A 16,744-nucleotide genomic window follows, 5' to 3' on the forward strand; every position below is an offset into this window, starting at 1 on the left:
GGCGACGGGCCCCGGGCCGTCGGAGAACCGAAGACAAGGCACACGTACGTGAACATGCGCAACCAGTGGCCGGTCCTGCCCCTCGTGGCCGGGCTGGCCTCCGGCCTGTTGACCGGATGCGGAACGGAGAACGGCGATTCCGGGGGCACCGGGTCCGCCGTGGTGATGGGGATGTCCGACGACGTCCTGGCCACGGACCCCGCCTCGGGCTACGACCCCGGTTCCTGGCTGTTGTTCAACAACGTCTTCCAGTCGCTGCTCAGCTTCCCCGAGGGAGCCACCGAGCCGCAGCCGGAAGCGGCGAAGCAGTGCGGCTTCACCGACACCCAGGCCCAGGTCTACCGGTGCACCCTCAAGGACGACCTCAAGTTCAGCAACGGTGACACGCTCACCTCGAAGGACGTGAAGTTCTCCTTCGACCGCATGCTGAAGATCAACGACCCGGCCGGCCCGGCGGTCATGTTCCCCTCGCTCGCCTCGGTGGAGACACCGGACGACAAGACGGTCGTCTTCCAGCTCAAGACCTCCGACGCGACCTTCCCCAGCAAGATCGCCTCCGGCGCCGGATCCATCGTCGACCACAGCCAGTACGACGCGAACGGCCTGCGCAAGGACGGCAAGGCCGTCGGCTCCGGCCCGTACAAGCTGGACTCCTTCAACGACGAAGAGGCCGTCTTCTCCGTCAACGGCAACTACAACGGCACCGCCAAGGTGAAGAACTCCGGCGTCACGCTGAAGTTCTTCCACGGCGACCAGAGCGCCCTGAAGAAGGCCCTCCTCGACGGCAAGGTCGACGCCGCCTACCGCGGTCTGAGCGCGGCCGACATCGCCGACATCCAGAAGAGCGGCGGCAGTTCGGGCGTCGAGGTGGTCGAGGGCAGCAGCGCCGAAGTCCAGCACCTGGTCTTCAACATGAACGACCCGGTCGCCGGAAAGGCCGGCGTACGCAAGGCCATCGCCCACCTCCTCGACCGCGACGCCCTCATCCGGGACGTCTACCAGGGCACCGCGACCCCGCTGTACTCGATCATCCCGGCCGGCATCGCCGGCCACACCACGTCGTTCTTCAACACCTACGGCGCCCGCCCCTCCAAGGCCCAGGCCAAGGAAGCCCTGCGCGCCGCCGGCATCACCGGCAAGGTCAAGCTCACCCTGTGGTCCACCCCGGCCCGCTACGGCCCCGCCACCGACGCGGAACTGAAGGCGATAGCCGGCCAGCTCAACGCCAGCGGGCTGTTCGAGGCCGACGTGAAGTCGGTGGCCTTCGACCAGTACGAGAAGGACATCGCGGCCGGCAAGTACGGCGTCTACGTCAAGGGCTGGGTCCCCGACTACCCGGACGCCGACAACTTCACCGCCCCCTTCTTCGGCAAGGGCAACGTGCTGGACAACAACTACAGCAACAAGACCATCACCGGCACGCTCATCCCGCGCACCGCGGCCCAGAGCGACCGCGCCTCCACCGGCAAGGAATACGGCGAACTCCAGGACATCGTCGCCGACGACGTACCCGTCCTGCCCGTGTGGCAGGGCAAGCAGTACGCCGTGGTCCGCGACGGCGTCTACGGCCTCGAGTCCTGCCTCGACGCCTCCACCGTGTTCCGCTTCTGGGAGCTGCACAAGGGCTGAGCGGCCACCCGCACACCAAGGGCGCCCCTTCCCCCGGACAGCCGGGGGGAGGGGCGCCCTCGCACGACGTGAAGCAACGGCGCGTCCTTACTGGGCGCCCGGGCGCACCAGACCGCTCTCGTAGGCGTACACCGCCGCCTGCACACGGTCACGCAGACCCAGCTTCGTCAGCACATGACCCACATGCGTCTTGACGGTGGTCTCACTGACGAACAGATCGGCGGCGATCTCCGCGTTCGACAGCCCCCGCGCCACCAGCTTCAGCACCTCGACCTCACGGTCGGTCAGCGTGTGCAGCGTGTCCGGCACAGGTTCCTCACCGGAGGGCAGATGGGTGGCGTACTTGTCCAGCAGGCGCCGGGTGATGCTCGGCGCGAGCATCGCCTCCCCGCCCGCCACCACACGGATCGCCTGCACCAGCTCGTTCGCCGGCGCGTCCTTCAGCAGGAAGCCGCTCGCCCCCGCACGCAGCGCCTCCACCACGTACTCGTCGAGGTCGAACGTCGTCAGCACCAGCACCTTCGCCGGACCGTTGCGCTCCGGCCCGGTGATCTGCCGGGTCGCCTCCACGCCGTCCATGCGGGGCATACGGATGTCCATCAGCACGACGTCGGGCTGCAGGGCACGCACCTGGTCGAGCGCCTGGAGGCCGTCCCCGGCCTCGCCGACGACCGCGATGTCCTGCTCCGCCTCCAGGATCATCCGGAAGCCCGTACGCAGCAGCGGCTGGTCGTCGACCAGTAGGACACGGATGGCCACGTGAGTCTCCTTCGCTCGTCCGGGCCCATTCTGCCCTGCACCCGCCACCCGGACCGCCCCCGGGGCAGCCCGTACGGATCACGCCCCACCGCCCCTCACCCTCCGGGACGGACCCGCGGCTCAGGCGCCGCCGGAGCCGTCCGCACGCACCGGGAGCGGATACGGCGGGGGAGTGCCGCCGAACTCCGGGCAGTGCGCCTGGTGATCGCACCAGCCGCACAGCTTCGTCGGCCGCGGCCGCCACTCACCGGTCTCGGTGGCCCGCCGGATCGCCTCCCACAGCGCCAGCAGCTTGCGCTCCACCCGCTCCAGGTCGGCGAGGACCGGATCGTAGGTCAGGACGTCCCCACTGCCGAGGTAGACCAGCTGCAACCGCCGGGGCACGACGTTCTTCAGACGCCACACCACCAGGGCGTAGAACTTCATCTGGAACAGCGCCCCCTCCGCGTACTCGGGCCGGGGCGCCTTGCCGGTCTTGTAGTCGACGATCCGCACCTCCCCGGTGGGCGCGACGTCCACCCGGTCGATGATCCCGCGCAGGGTCAGCCCCGACTCCAGCTGAGCCTCGACGAACAGCTCACGCTCCGCCGGCTCCAGACGCGTCGGGTCCTCCAGCGTGAACCAGCGCTCCACGAGCTGCTCGGCCTCCGTCAGCCACTGCGCCAGCCGCTCGCCGTCCGGATCGTCGGCGAACAGCTCGGTGACCTCCGGGCGGCTCTCCCGCAGCCGCTCCCACTGCCCCGGGATCAGCGACTTGGCGCGCGGCGCGGTCCGCTCGGCCGCCGGAGCGTCGAACAACCGCTCCAGCACCGCGTGCACCAGCGTGCCCCGCGTGGCCGCCGCGCTCGGCTTCTCCGGCAGCCGGTCGATCACCCGGAACCGGTACAGCAACGGGCACTGCATGAAATCACCGGCCCGGGAGGGCGACAGGCTGACCGGCGCGGAACGGTCCGGCCGCGGCGCGACAGGGGCGGCGGCCTCCGGATGCCCGTCCTCCGAGGAGGGCAGCACCACCAGGGGCAGCGCACCGCCCCCGGCCACGGACGCCGCGCTGCCGACGGTCTCCGCGGCTGCGTCGGCAGATTCGGAAGGCTCCGGGGACGCGTCGGTGGGGGCAGCAGGCTCCGCGGCTGCCTCGGCAGGGGCGGCGGGCTCCGGGGTCGCGTCGGTGGGGGCGGTCACCTCGGGGGACGCGGCGGGTTCGGGCTCCGGGGACGCGTCGGCAGAGTCGGAAGGCTCCGGGGACGCGTCGGCAGAGTCGGAAGGCTCCGGGGACGCGTCGGCAGAGTCGGAAGGCTCCGGGGACGCGTCGGCGGGGGCGGTCGCCTCGGGGGACGTGTCGGCAGCGGGCCGTATCGACGGCGTGTCCGCCGCCACCCCGCGTCCCGCGTCCTGGCCCGGCACCGTCGTGGAGAGCGGCCCGTGCGCCCTCGCCACGCCTCGCGCCCCGGACGCGGGCGCCACCGTCCCGGTGTCGCCGCCGCCCGGCTCGGCCGTACCCTCGCTGCTCGTCTCCATGCCCCAAGACCTTACGGCCCGCCACTGACAGTGACCCAACCCGCGACCCCCGCGGGAGGGGTACGGCACGGCGAACACGGGGGGTGCCGGGGCGGAACGCGCCGCGACGGACGCATACCATCGACCCGAGACCGCTTCCGGCCGGCCGGCTCGGAAGACGCTTCGAACGAGGGGACACCGTGGACGAGAGCGGCCGGAGCGCGCAGCCGCGGTCGGGTGACGACGAGGCGGCGAAGCCCCACACCGGCGTGCCCACCCCGCCCGCCGCCCCCGCACACCCCGACCCCACCGGCCCCCACGGGTCGCCCGGCCACGCCGACCCGAAGACCACCCCTGCGACACCCGCTCCCGGCGCCCACCCCGGCGACGAGCCGGCCTCCGGCGCGAAGGCCCCCGCAGCGCCCGCCCACCCCGCCGACGAGCCCGCCCGCCCGACCGGCCCCGGCACCCCTGCGACGCCCGCACAGAGCAATGAGCCGGCCACCTCCGGGACGCCCGCACAAAACAACGAGCCGGACGCCCCCGGCGAGCCCCCCGCCCCCCACCACCCCACTCCGCCCGCGCCCCCCAACCCCCCGCACGCGCACCACACCCCCGGCGCCGGTCCGCACGATCAGCACCCCGACCGCAGTCACGCCCACGCGGGATCCGGCGGACGCCCCCCGCGCCCCCCGGAGCCCCGCAGCGGGCTGCTCATGGGCCGCCCCTTCGGCGTGCCCGTGTACGTCGCGCCCAGCTGGTTCCTCGTCGCCGCGCTGATCACCTGGGTCTTCGGCGGTCAGCTCGACCGCGTACTGCCCGAGCTCGGCGCCGCCCGCTACCTCGTCTCCCTCTTCTTCGCCGTCGCCTTCTACGCCTCCGTGCTCGTCCACGAGCTGGCCCACACCGTCGCGGCCCTGCGCTTCAAGCTCCCGGTGCGCCGCATCCAGCTGCAGTTCTTCGGCGGCGTCAGCGAAATCGAGAAAGAGGCCGAGACCCCCGGCCGGGAATTCGTCCTCGCCTTCGTCGGCCCGCTGCTCTCCCTCGTCCTCGCCGGCGTCTTCTACCTCGCCATGCAGCCCGTCGAACCCGGCACCGTCCCCGGCGTCCTGCTCGCCGGCCTGATGATCTCCAACCTCATCGTGGCGATCTTCAACTTCCTGCCCGGCCTGCCCCTCGACGGCGGCCGCATGCTCCGCGCCATCGTCTGGAAGATCACCGGCAGGCCCATGAGCGGCACGATCGCCGCCGCCTGGGTCGGCCGCGCCCTCGCCGTCTCCGTCCTGATCGGCCTGCCGCTGCTCACGCAGTCCGGTGCCCTCGGCGCGACCGCCGAGGACAGCGTCGGCATGGACACCGTCACCGACGCCCTGCTCGCCGCCATCCTCGCCGCGATCATCTGGACGGGAGCCGGCAACAGCCTGCGCGTCGCCCGCCTGCGCGAGCACCTGCCCGAACTGCGCGCCCGCACCCTCACCCGACGCGCCGTCCCCGTCCACACCGACACCCCGCTCTCCGAGGCCCTGCGCCGCGCCAACGAGGCCGGCGCCCGCGCCCTCGTCGTCGTCGACACCGACGGCGAACCCCTCTCCCTCGTCCGCGAGGCCGCCATCGTCGGCGTCCCCGAACACCGCCGCCCCTGGGTCACCGTCAGCAACCTCGCCCAGGACCTCACCGACGGCATGCGCGTCTCCGCCGAACTGGCCGGCGAAGACCTCCTCGAAGTCCTGCGCGCCACACCCGCCACCGAATACCTCGTCGTCGAGGACACCGGCGAGATCTACGGCGTCCTGTCCGCCGCCGACGTCGAGCGCGCCTTCGTCAAGGCCATGGCCCGCCCCAGCTGAGCCCCGCTCACCCCGGCCGGGGGGTGGTCCGCGGCCCCCGCAAACCCCGGTAGGCTGGTCACATGTCCGAACCGACCGGTGCCGCCCGCCGACGCGGGCCCTTCAAGGTCGGGGACCAGGTACAGCTGACCGACCCCAAGGGCCGCCACTACACGTTCACGCTCGAGGCCGGGAAGAACTTCCACACCCACAAGGGGAGCTTCCCGCACGACGAACTGATCGGCGCTCCCGAGGGCAGCGTTGTCCGCACCACCGGCAACGTCGCCTACCTCGCGCTGCGCCCCCTGCTCCCCGACTACGTCCTGTCCATGCCCCGCGGGGCAGCCGTCGTCTACCCGAAGGACGCGGGGCAGATCCTCGCCTTCGCCGACATCTTCCCCGGCGCACGCGTCGTGGAGGCCGGAGTCGGCTCGGGCTCCCTCAGCAGCTTCCTGCTGCGGGCCATCGGCGACCAGGGCATGCTGCACAGCTACGAGCGCCGCGAGGACTTCGCGGAGATCGCCCAGCAGAACGTGGAGCGCTACTTCGGCGGCCCGCACCCGGCCTGGCAGCTCACCGTCGGCGACCTGCAGGACAACCTGTCCGACACCGACGTCGACCGCGTCATCCTCGACATGCTCGCCCCCTGGGAGTGCCTGGAGGCCGTCTCCAAGGCGCTGGTCCCCGGCGGCATCCTCTGCTGCTACGTCGCCACCACCACCCAGCTCGCCCGGACCGTGGAGTCCATCCGGGAGATCGGCGGCTTCAACGAGCCGACCGCCTGGGAGACCATGATCCGCAACTGGCACATCGAGGGCCTCGCCGTGCGCCCGGACCACCGGATGATCGGCCACACCGGCTTCCTCCTCACCGCCCGCCGCCTCGCCGACGGCGTCGAGCCGCCCATGCGCCGCCGCCGCCCCGCCAAGGGCGCCTACGGCGAGGACTACAGCGGCCCCAACGCCGACGGCGGCCTCGGCCGCTGAGGCCCGCCCTCACCACGGCAACGCACCGGCGCCGTGGCCCAGTTCCCGCACCCCGCGCGGAACTCGGCCACGGCGCCGTCGTCTTGCACCCGCGTCACACCGGCCCGGACCTCAGACCCGGACCTCAGACGCACCCCGCCGTTCCGCCGCACTGTGACGTGTGGCACCATGCAGGCCACCCCCACCGGCACAGCCCTCACAGGAGACACTCCTAGTGCAGCACCCCGCCGTCCCGGAACTGGCCCACACGCACACCCGCCCCATCCACTGGCTCGCGACCGCCACCGCCCTCGCCGGCGTCGTCGCGCTGTCCTCCCTGCTGCAACCCCGCACGGCCACGGCTGCCCCGACACCCGGCGCGGAAACCACCACCCTCGCCGCCCCCGCCACCACCGGCGTCGCCTTCCCCCTGGACTGCGGCCCCGTCAAGGCCGTCGTCGTCAAGCAGGCCACCGGCGACCTCGACGGCGACCACCGGCCCGAGACCGTCGCCGTCGTCCACTGCGACGCCCCCATGGGCACCCCACCCGACGGCGTCTACGTCCTCACGCACGCGCCCGGCACCGGCCGGCCCCGCATCGTCGCGACCCTCACCGACCCCAAGGACCGCACCAACGTCAGCGACATCGCCGTACACGACCGAGCCGTGCACGCCACCCTGCTCGGCTACTCCTCCGACGACGTCCCCTCCTGCTGCCCCGACGTACGGCGCAGCGTGAAGTGGCAGTGGAAGGACGGCGCGTTCGTCCGCTCCACCCCGGCCGAGGCGCACAGCGTGTGACCCACGTCACGAGACTGTGAGAAATCAGACACACCACAGGGCGGCCACGCGCGCCCCGCGCGTGACCGCCCTCGAAAGCGTCTTGAAGACGACTTAACGCGCGGCAGCCGGACGCTCACTCCGCGTCCGGACCGTACACCTCCACCCGGTCCCCGACCCGACGCACATGGATGCACTCGCCCGGACACTCACGGGCCGAATCCACCACATCCGTCAGCAACGGCAGCGGCACCGGCGTCGCCGCCCCCGGCGCCTGCAGCAGCTCGTCTCCCGCGCCCTTGACATAGGCCAGACCATCGATGTCCAGCTCGAACACCTCCGGCGCGTACTGGGCGCAGATACCGTCACCGGTACACAGGTCCTGATCGATCCAGACCTCCAGCGCCTCGCCCGCGGACGCGGCCTCCTGCTGCACGACTCACCTCTCCTGCCGTTTACGGTCGAGCCGCACGGGAACGATGCAGGCTCTGACGGGTGTTGAACACTTCGACCCTACCTGGGCCCGCTTTCCAATCATGTTCCGTGGGTATTCCCCTGGCGTGAGGGAGAGCGCAAGGGTGAAGATCGGACACACCCCGACCGTCTTTGTGATCTAGGGGTTTCAATCGACACCCGCCCAGGTAGGGTCTGGAAGCGTCCAGCTCCCCTTGGAGGAGGTGAGGACCGTGGCAGCCCACGACGACGACATTGACCGCGGCATCCGCCCGGGACGCGGGTCCGACGACCCGACCGGGCAGATTGCCTACCTTGAGCAGGAGATCGCCGTCCTGCGACGCAAGCTCGCCGACTCTCCGCGACACACGAGGATTCTCGAAGAGCGGATCGTCGAGCTGCAGACCAACCTGGCCGGCGTGTCCGCCCAGAACGAGCGGCTCGCCAACACCCTGCGCGAGGCCCGCGACCAGATCGTGGCCCTCAAGGAAGAAGTCGACCGGCTCGCCCAGCCGCCCGCCGGCTTCGGCGTCTTCCTGCAGGCCAACGAGGACGGCACCGCCGACATCTTCACCGGCGGCCGCAAGCTCCGCGTGAACGTCAGCCCCAACGTCGAGCTCGACGACCTCAGGCGTGGCCAGGAGGTCATGCTCAACGAGGCACTCAACGTGGTCGAGGCCATGGAGTACGAGAGCGTCGGCGACATCGTCACCCTCAAGGAGATCCTCGAGGACGGCGAGCGCGCCCTGGTGCTCGGGCACACCGACGAGGAACGGGTGGTACGGCTCGCCGAGCCGCTGCTGGACGTCACCATCCGCCCCGGCGACGCCCTCCTGCTCGAACCCCGCTCCGGCTACGTCTACGAGGTCGTGCCCAAGAGCGAGGTCGAGGAACTCGTCCTCGAAGAGGTCCCCGACATCGGCTACGAGGCCATCGGCGGCCTCGGCGGCCAGATCGAAGCCATCCGCGACGCGGTCGAGCTCCCCTACCTGTACCCCGACCTGTTCAAGGAGCACGAACTGCGGCCGCCCAAGGGCGTGCTGCTCTACGGTCCCCCCGGATGCGGTAAGACGCTCATCGCCAAGGCCGTCGCGAACTCGCTGGCCAAGAAGGTCGCCGAGGTCACCGGCCAGGCCGCCGGCAAGAGCTTCTTCCTCAACATCAAGGGCCCCGAGCTGCTCAACAAGTACGTCGGCGAAACCGAGCGGCAGATCCGCCTCGTCTTCCAGCGAGCCCGGGAAAAGGCCTCCGAAGGCACCCCCGTGATCGTCTTCTTCGACGAGATGGAATCCCTCTTCCGCACCCGCGGCTCCGGCGTCAGCTCGGACGTGGAGAACACCATCGTCCCGCAGCTGCTCGCCGAGATCGACGGCGTGGAAGGCCTGCAGAACGTGGTCGTCATCGGCGCCTCCAACCGCGAGGACATGATCGACCCCGCCATCCTGCGCCCCGGCCGGCTCGACGTGAAGATCAAGATCGAGCGCCCGGACGCCGAAGCCGCCAAGGACATCTTCGGTAAGTACCTCACCGAACGCCTCCCGCTGCACGGCGACGACCTCACCGAGCACGGCGGCGACAAGTCGGCCACGGTCCAGGCCATGATCCAGACCGCGGTCGAGCACATGTACGCCGAATCCGAGGAGAACCGCTTCCTGGAGGTCACCTACGCCAACGGTGACAAGGAAGTCCTCTACTTCAAGGACTTCAACTCCGGCGCCATGATCGAAAACATCGTGGGCCGGGCCAAGAAGATGGCGATCAAGGACTTCCTCGAAAAGAACCAGAAGGGCCTCCGCGTCTCCCACCTCCTCCAGGCCTGCGTGGACGAGTTCAAGGAGAACGAAGACCTCCCCAACACCACCAACCCGGACGACTGGGCCCGCATCTCCGGAAAGAAGGGCGAGCGGATCGTCTACATCCGCACCCTCATCACCGGAAAGCAGGGCGCCGACACCGGACGCTCCATCGACACGGTGGCGAACACCGGACAGTACCTGTAAAAACAGGGCGGCTGCGGGTGCCCTCACCGGGTACCCGCAGCCCGCTGTTTTTTCCGGCCACATCCGGGGCACAGCACACAAGGCAAAGACACAAATGATCTCCCCACCAGCGCAAAGGCGTTCTAGGCTCTTCCGTACCGCCCGAACGCGCAGTGCGGGGAGGGGCACCGCACACGCACCGGAGCAATCGCGGTACTTGAGCGACGCCCACGACCGAGGGTGCCGCCGGGCAAGGAGGGCCGCATGACCGTACGGCGAGTAATGGGCATCGAGACGGAGTACGGCATCTCCGTCCCCGGCCACCCCAATGCCAATGCCATGCTCACCTCGTCCCAGATCGTCAACGCCTACGCGGCGGCGATGCACCGGGCCCGCCGCGCCCGATGGGACTTCGAAGAGGAGAACCCGCTGCGGGACGCGCGGGGCTTCGACCTCGCCCGCGAAGCCGCCGACTCCAGCCAGCTCACCGACGAGGACATCGGCCTGGCCAACGTCATCCTCACCAACGGCGCCCGCCTCTACGTCGACCACGCACACCCCGAATACAGCTCCCCCGAGGTCACCAACCCGCGCGACGCCGTCCTCTGGGACAAGGCCGGCGAACGCATCATGGCCGAGGCCGCCGAACGAGCCGCCCAGCTCCCCGGCGCCCAGCCCATCCACCTGTACAAGAACAACACCGACAACAAGGGCGCCAGCTACGGCACGCACGAGAACTACCTGATGAAGCGGGAAACCCCCTTCTCGGACATCGTGCGCCACCTGACACCCTTCTTCATCTCCCGCCAGGTCTTCGCCGGCGCCGGTCGCGTCGGTATCGGCCAGGACGGCCACGAACACGGCTTCCAGCTCAGCCAGCGCGCGGACTACTTCGAGGTCGAGGTCGGGCTCGAGACCACCCTCAAGCGCCCCATCATCAACACCCGCGACGAGCCGCACGCCGACGCCGAGAAATACCGCCGCCTGCACGTGATCATCGGCGACGCCAACCTCTCGGAGATCTCCACCTACCTCAAGCTCGGCACGACGGCCCTCGTCCTGTCCATGATCGAAGACGGCTTCATCGCGGTCGACCTCGCCGTCGACCAGCCCGTCCGCACCCTCCACCAGGTCTCCCACGACCCGTCCCTCAAGCGCCTCGTCACCCTCCGCAGCGGCCGCACACTCACCGCCGTGCAACTGCAGATGGAGTACTTCGAGCTGTCCCGGAAATATGTCGAGGAACGCTTCGGGGCCGACGCCGACGAACAGACCAAGGACGTCCTGACGCGCTGGGAGGACACCCTCACGCGCCTCGAGAACGACCCCATGAGCCTCGCCGGCGAACTCGACTGGGTCGCCAAGCGCGAACTCATGGAGGGCTACCGGCGCCGCGACGGCCTCGACTGGGACGCGGCCCGCCTGCACCTCGTCGACCTCCAGTACGCCGACGTACGGCCCGAGAAGGGCCTCTACAACCGCCTCGCCGCCCGCGGACGCATCAAGCGGCTGCTGGACGAGGGCGAGGTCGAGCGGGCCATGCACAAGCCCCCGGAGGACACCCGCGCGTACTTCCGCGGCCGCTGCCTGGAGCAGTACGCCGACGACGTCGCCGCGGCCTCCTGGGACTCGGTCATCTTCGACCTGCCGGGCCGGGACTCCCTCCAGCGGGTCCCAACCCTCGAACCGCTTCGCGGAACGCGAAATCACGTCAAGGAACTGCTGGACCGCTGCCGCACAGCGGAAGACCTGGTCAGGGTGCTCTCGGGCGGCTGAGGGTACTCGTCGGCCTCCCCGGCCGGAACAGGGTGGAAATGCCCCCGGCCGGGAATCATCGAGGTGGCCCCCGCACGTTGTGGAAACTGCGGGGCCGATGTCGGACCTGGCTTGTAGGGTCTGATCATCACCGATCGGCAGGAATGCCGACCTGTCGACCCATGTCGGGCGAAAGAGCGGGGTGAGGGTTATGGCAACCAAGGACACCGGCGGCGGCCAGCAGAAGGCCACGCGCTCCACCGAGGAAGTCGAGGAGCAGGCGCAGGACGCACAGGCCTCGGACGACCTCAAGGAGCGCCACGAGAAGCTGAGCGACGACGTGGACTCCGTCCTGGACGAAATCGATGATGTGCTCGAGGAAAATGCGGAGGACTTCGTGCGCTCCTTCGTTCAGAAGGGTGGCCAGTAAGCCACTTTTACCTTCGATTCGAAGGTGGGCGGGGTGGAGTGGTGGCAAGCGACTCGGAAGTGAAGCGCTGTGCGCGGTGCGGGAAGACCAAGCCGCGCGCAGCCTTCGCCCGCAAGCGCACGAACCTCGACGGCCTCCAGCACCGCTGCCGTGAATGTGCTGCAGAATCCGACCGGCGGCGCCAGCAGGCCATGGGGAGAACGCTCCCATCGCGTGACGGTGTGCCGCCTGGCCACAAGCATTGCCAGGGCTGCGGAGAGGTCAAGCCGCACTCCGAATGGGAACGCATTAAGTCCTCGTCGGACGGGTGGGCCACCTCATGCCGTGCGTGCCGGGCGGAGCGGAACCGCGTCAGCTACTTCAAGCGCAAGTACGGCCTCACGCCAGCCGAACGCGACGCCATGGTCGCCGAGCAGATGGGTCTCTGTGTGATCTGCCTGGATGCCCCGGCCGTGCATGTGGATCACTGCCACTCGACGGGTAGGGTCCGTGGCGTACTGTGCTTCAACTGCAACTCGGCCATCGGCAAGTTGGGAGACGATCCCGACGCCGCCCGTCGGGCCGCTGCCTACCTGGAAGGAACCTCGTGGAAGCCAATTCTCGTGGCACCGGGCGTCTACCTGCTGCCTTCCTGACGCCAGGATCCTCCTCCTTCATGGACTTCCTCGCCGAGCACCAGCCGGAGCTGCTGCCGGGCAAGCGCTCGCTGCCTCCGGTGCAGGGTGTGATCGAGGCGCCGCACGGCACGACCATCGTGTCGGTGACGTTCCCGGGCGGCGTGGTGCTGGCCGGTGACCGCCGGGCCACCATGGGCAATGTGATCGCGCAGCGCGACATCGAGAAGGTGTTCCCGGCGGACGAGTACTCGGCCGTCGGTATCGCCGGCACCGCCGGTCTCGCGGTCGAGATGGTCAAGCTCTTCCAGCTGGAGCTGGAGCATTTCGAGAAGGTCGAGGGTGCCCAGCTGTCGCTGGAGGGCAAGGCCAACCGTCTGTCGACGATGATCCGCTCCAACCTCGGCATGGCCATGCAGGGTCTGGCCGTGGTGCCCCTGTTCGCGGGGTACGACGTGGACCGGGCCAAGGGCCGCATCTTCTCCTACGACGTGACGGGTGGCCGTACCGAGGAGCGTGGCTTCGCCGCGACCGGTTCGGGTTCGGTGTTCGCCCGGGGCGCGATGAAGAAGCTGTACCGCGACGACCTGTCCGAGGCCGATGCCACGACGCTGGTGGTGCAGGCCCTGTACGACGCGGCTGACGACGACTCGGCGACCGGTGGTCCCGATGTCGCCCGCCGGATCTACCCGATCGTCACCGTGATCACCGAGGACGGTTTCCGCCGGCTCACCGACGACGAGTCCTCCGAGATCGCCCGTTCGGTGCTGCAGCGCCGCCTGGAGCAGCCGGACGGCCCGCGGGCCGCTCTGCTCTGAGGGCGGGGCCGGATGTGTTGTCAGGTGATCCAGTGACTTCCACAGAAAGGGACGGATAACCGGTGTCGACGCCGTTCTATGTCTCACCTCAGCAGGCGATGGCCGACCGCGCCGAGTACGCCCGCAAGGGCATCGCGCGTGGCCGCAGCCTGGTCGTCATGCAGTACGCCGACGGCATTGTGTTCGTCGGTGAGAACCCGTCCCGTGCGCTGCACAAGTTCAGCGAGATCTATGACCGGATCGGCTTCGCCGCGGCCGGCAAGTACAACGAGTACGAGAATCTGCGCATCGGTGGTGTGCGCTACGCGGACCTGCGTGGTTACACCTATGACCGGGACGATGTCACGGCGCGGGGTCTGGCCAACGTGTATGCCCAGACGCTGGGCACGATCTTCTCTTCGGCGGCGGAGAAGCCGTACGAGGTGGAGCTGGTGGTGGCCGAGGTGGGGGAGACCCCGGAGGGTGACCAGATCTACCGGCTGCCGCATGACGGGTCGATCGTGGACGAGCACGGCTCGGTGGCGGTCGGTGGCAATGCGGAGCAGATCAGTGGCTTCCTGGACCAGCATCACCGGGACGGTATGAGTCTGGCGGAGGCGCTCCAGCTGGCGGTGCGGGCGTTGTCGCGGGACACGAACGGGACGGAGCGGGAGATTCCCGCGGAGCGTCTCGAGGTGGCGGTGCTGGACCGTACGCGGCCGCAGCAGCGTAAGTTCAAGCGGATCGTCGGTGCGCAGCTGGGCCGGCTGTTGCAGGCGGGCAGTACGGCCACGGAGGCCGAGAGCAGCGACGAGGAGTAGGACCGCGCGTGTCTGCTGCGCCCCGGCCGTCCCACGGTCGGGGCGCAGTGGTGTTCAGGGGGCCTTGGGCGGGGCTGTGGAGCCGCGTACGACGAGGTGGACGGGGATGTCCCCTGCGTCGGGTGTGCGGCCGTCCAGGACGGCGAGGAGGGCGCGCATGCCGTGTTCGCCGAAGAGTTCGGCGTCGAGTCGGACGGTGGTGAGTTCGGGGTCGATGGCGGTGGCGAGGCCGAGGTCGTCGACGCCGGTGACGGAGATGTCCTCGGGGATGCGCAGGCCGAGTCGGCGCAGTGCCTTGTAGGCGCCGGCGGCGAGTATGTCGTCGTCGCAGACGATGGCGGTGGGGCGTGTGTGTGCGCTGCCGAGTGCTGTGTGCGTGGCGGCCAGGGCGGCGTCGATGGAGATGGGTGCGGGGGCGGGTGCGGTGCGCAGGGAGGTGCCGGGTGCGGCGCCGATGCGCCGGGCGAGTTCGCGTGCGCGTACCTGGAAGGTCCACGAGGGTACGTCGGCGGCGAGGTGCAGGAAGTGGCGGTGGCCGAGGCCGAGGAGGTGTTCGGTGACCTGGCGGACGCCGTCGGCGATGTCGAGGTTGACGGTGGCGGCGCCGACGCTGGCGGTGGGGTCGCTGTCGAGCATGACGAGGGGCAGCCGGTCGCCGCGGATGGCTGTGAGGGCGTCGGCGGCCATGGAGGAGGCGAGGACGCCGTCGAGGGCGGCCTGGGCGGAGGCGAAGGGGTCGCGGGCGGGGCCGACGCCTTCGGGGGAGGGGTAGAGGACGACGCCGAAGCCGTGGTCGGCGGCGACGCGTGCGGCGCCGGTGTAGACGCCGGCGAAGAATTCGGTGGTGAGGGCGGGGACGACGAGGAGGACGGTGCGGGTGCGGCCGAGGCGGAGGTTGCGGGCGGCGAGGTTGGGCCGGTAGTCGAGTGCGCGGGCGGCTTCGCGGACGCGTTCGGCGGTGGTTTCGGAGACGCGGCCGCGCCATTTGTCGCCGAGGACGAGGGAGACGGCGGCCTGGGAGACGCCGGCTGCTTGGGCGACGTCCCGGCTGGTGGGGCGGGTGCTGCTTCGGGCCACCGTCCGCTCGCTTCCGTCGTCTGGACTGCTGAACAGCGCACATGGTACGTATGACGCAGGACGTTATACGTAAAACTTGAGCCGGAGGGCGGACATGGCCGCGGGATACCTGGAGATCCTCAGGGCGAGGCACGCCGCCCGCCTGCTCACGGGCACGCTGGTGGGACGGCTGCCCAACGCCACCGCCGCCATCGCGATCGTCCTGTTCGTGCGGGCCGAGGGCGGCACGTACAGCCTGGCGGGCGCGCTGGCGGCGGTGTACGGCGTCGCCAACGCGGTCGGCCAGCCGGTGCTGGGCCGGCTCGTCGACCTGTACGGGCAGCCGAGGATCCAGCTGCCCGCCGCGGTCGCCTCGGCGCTGGCCATGAGCGTCTTCGCCGCCGTAGGGGTGGCCCCGGCCGCGCCGGCGTATGCGGCCGTGGCCGCCTCCGGCCTGTTCACGCCGCCGCTGGAGGGCGGTCTGCGGGCGCTGTGGCCGAGCGTGCTGCGCCGTGAGGACCAGGTGCACACGGCGTACGCCATGGACGCGATCGCGCAGGAGGTCATGTTCACCGTGGGCCCGCTGCTGGTGACGCTGTGCGTCTCGCTGTGGTCCGCGCGGGCGGCGCTGCTGGTGCTGAGTGTGCTCGGCGTCCTCGGGGCGCTCTCCGTGGTCGTGTCGCCGCCCTCGCGCGCGTGGCGGTCCGCGCCGCGTGAGGCGCACTGGCTGGGCGCGCTGCGCTCGCGGGGGCTGCTGGCGCTGCTGGCGGCGTTCTTGTTCATCGGGATGGCGCTGGGCTCCATCACGGTGGCCGCCGTGCCGTATGCGGACGGTCATGGCGGTGACGCGGTGTACGGCTGGCTGATGGCCGCGCTCGGTCTCGGTGCGCTGGCCGGTGGCACGGTGTACGGGGCGCGGCGGTGGGCGGGTCCGCCGGAGCGGCGACTGCGGGTGCTGGTGGCGTTTCTGGCGGTGTGTTATCTGCCGCTGACGCTGATGCCGGGCGCGGTGGCCATGGTGGCGCTCACGGCGCTCGCCGGGGTGTTCCTGGCGCCGTCCATCGCCTGTGCGTTCGTCATCGTGGACCGGCATGCGCCGAGCGGCACGGTCACGGAGGCGTTCTCCTGGCTGGTGACGACGTTCACCGTGGGCGCGTCGGTGGGAACGGGCCTGGCGGGGCCGGTCGTCCAGGCGGGCGGGGCGTTGTGGGGATTCGCGGTGCCCGGTGCGGCCGGGGCGGTTTCGCTGCTTGTTCTGCTGGGTACACGCACCGTCCTTGCAGCTCCCGCCGCGACGGGGGTTGTTGCGGCCTCATCGGAAAATGATCCAAATCGTGCTGCCGAACCCCGTTTCAGTTCGGGGGATCGGGCGTAATGTTCCC

Annotated in this window: 15 protein-coding genes; 11 read left to right on the forward strand and 4 right to left on the reverse strand. The window is 70.3% G+C overall.

From position 1 onward, the window contains the following. Nucleotides 1-48: 48 nt before the first annotated feature. Nucleotides 49-1,629, forward strand: coding sequence for an ABC transporter substrate-binding protein (locus ACZ64A_RS29175; protein WP_469814536.1), 1,581 nt, complete (start codon nt 49-51; stop codon nt 1,627-1,629). An 87-nt stretch (nt 1,630-1,716) separates the two neighbouring features. Here the strand turns inward: ACZ64A_RS29175 and ACZ64A_RS29180 are convergent, their stop codons facing one another. Both ACZ64A_RS29180 and ACZ64A_RS29185 read right to left on the reverse strand, forming a co-directional pair. After that, nucleotides 1,717-2,388, reverse strand: a complete 672-nt coding sequence (locus tag ACZ64A_RS29180) for a response regulator transcription factor (protein WP_361625498.1) — start codon at nt 2,386-2,388, stop codon at nt 1,717-1,719. A gap of 120 nt (nt 2,389-2,508) precedes the next feature. Next, a complete protein-coding gene (locus ACZ64A_RS29185) occupies nt 2,509-3,411 on the reverse strand; it encodes a RecB family exonuclease (protein WP_469814811.1) in 903 nt (300 codons plus the stop codon). A 674-nt stretch (nt 3,412-4,085) separates the two neighbouring features. Between ACZ64A_RS29185 and ACZ64A_RS29190 the strand changes: the two genes are divergently transcribed. The 3 genes from ACZ64A_RS29190 to ACZ64A_RS29200 all read left to right on the forward strand — a co-directional run bounded on the left by ACZ64A_RS29190 (nt 4,086) and on the right by ACZ64A_RS29200 (nt 7,478). Then, nucleotides 4,086-5,732, forward strand: a complete 1,647-nt coding sequence (locus ACZ64A_RS29190; protein ID WP_469814537.1) for a site-2 protease family protein — start codon at nt 4,086-4,088, stop codon at nt 5,730-5,732. Between the two features lie 62 nt (nt 5,733-5,794). Then, nucleotides 5,795-6,697, forward strand: a complete 903-nt coding sequence (locus tag ACZ64A_RS29195) for a tRNA (adenine-N1)-methyltransferase (RefSeq protein ID WP_469814538.1) — start codon at nt 5,795-5,797, stop codon at nt 6,695-6,697. Nucleotides 6,698-6,911: 214 nt separating this feature from the next. Then, a complete protein-coding gene (locus ACZ64A_RS29200; RefSeq protein ID WP_469814540.1) occupies nt 6,912-7,478 on the forward strand; it encodes a hypothetical protein in 567 nt (188 codons plus the stop codon). Between the two features lie 115 nt (nt 7,479-7,593). Here the strand turns inward: ACZ64A_RS29200 and ACZ64A_RS29205 are convergent, their stop codons facing one another. Then, nucleotides 7,594-7,893: a ferredoxin gene (locus ACZ64A_RS29205; protein ID WP_469814542.1), complete on the reverse strand. Its 300-nt coding sequence runs from the start codon at nt 7,891-7,893 to the stop codon at nt 7,594-7,596. 250 nt (nt 7,894-8,143) lie between these two features. Between ACZ64A_RS29205 and arc the strand changes: the two genes are divergently transcribed. From arc to prcA, 6 genes are all read left to right on the forward strand, one after another. Then, nucleotides 8,144-9,910, forward strand: coding sequence for a proteasome ATPase (arc, locus tag ACZ64A_RS29210; protein ID WP_469814543.1), 1,767 nt, complete (start codon nt 8,144-8,146; stop codon nt 9,908-9,910). A 243-nt stretch (nt 9,911-10,153) separates the two neighbouring features. Next, a complete protein-coding gene (dop, locus tag ACZ64A_RS29215; protein ID WP_469814545.1) occupies nt 10,154-11,665 on the forward strand; it encodes a depupylase/deamidase Dop in 1,512 nt (503 codons plus the stop codon). A 190-nt stretch (nt 11,666-11,855) separates the two neighbouring features. Then, nucleotides 11,856-12,074 carry a ubiquitin-like protein Pup gene (locus ACZ64A_RS29220; protein ID WP_181794039.1) on the forward strand — a complete coding sequence of 73 codons (219 nt, stop codon included), beginning with the start codon at nt 11,856-11,858 and terminating at the stop codon, nt 12,072-12,074. A 41-nt stretch (nt 12,075-12,115) separates the two neighbouring features. Further along, nucleotides 12,116-12,709 carry an endonuclease VII domain-containing protein gene (locus ACZ64A_RS29225; protein WP_469814813.1) on the forward strand — a complete coding sequence of 198 codons (594 nt, stop codon included), beginning with the start codon at nt 12,116-12,118 and terminating at the stop codon, nt 12,707-12,709. After that, a complete protein-coding gene (gene prcB, locus ACZ64A_RS29230; protein WP_469814546.1) occupies nt 12,661-13,506 on the forward strand; it encodes a proteasome subunit beta in 846 nt (281 codons plus the stop codon). The genes ACZ64A_RS29225 and prcB overlap by 49 nt, the downstream gene beginning before the upstream one ends. Before the next feature lie 62 nt (nt 13,507-13,568). Next, complete coding sequence (gene prcA, locus ACZ64A_RS29235) at nt 13,569-14,306, forward strand: proteasome subunit alpha (protein ID WP_469814548.1); 738 nt, start codon at nt 13,569-13,571, stop codon at nt 14,304-14,306. A 54-nt stretch (nt 14,307-14,360) separates the two neighbouring features. Here prcA and ACZ64A_RS29240 read toward each other — a convergent pair whose 3' ends face one another. Next, nucleotides 14,361-15,383, reverse strand: coding sequence for a LacI family DNA-binding transcriptional regulator (locus tag ACZ64A_RS29240; protein ID WP_469814549.1), 1,023 nt, complete (start codon nt 15,381-15,383; stop codon nt 14,361-14,363). A 94-nt stretch (nt 15,384-15,477) separates the two neighbouring features. Between ACZ64A_RS29240 and ACZ64A_RS29245 the strand changes: the two genes are divergently transcribed. Further along, nucleotides 15,478-16,737, forward strand: a complete 1,260-nt coding sequence (locus ACZ64A_RS29245) for an MFS transporter (protein ID WP_469814551.1) — start codon at nt 15,478-15,480, stop codon at nt 16,735-16,737. The last annotated feature ends 7 nt before the right edge of the window (nt 16,738-16,744 follow it).

Source organism: Streptomyces sp. NPDC104814, assembly GCF_055583185.1.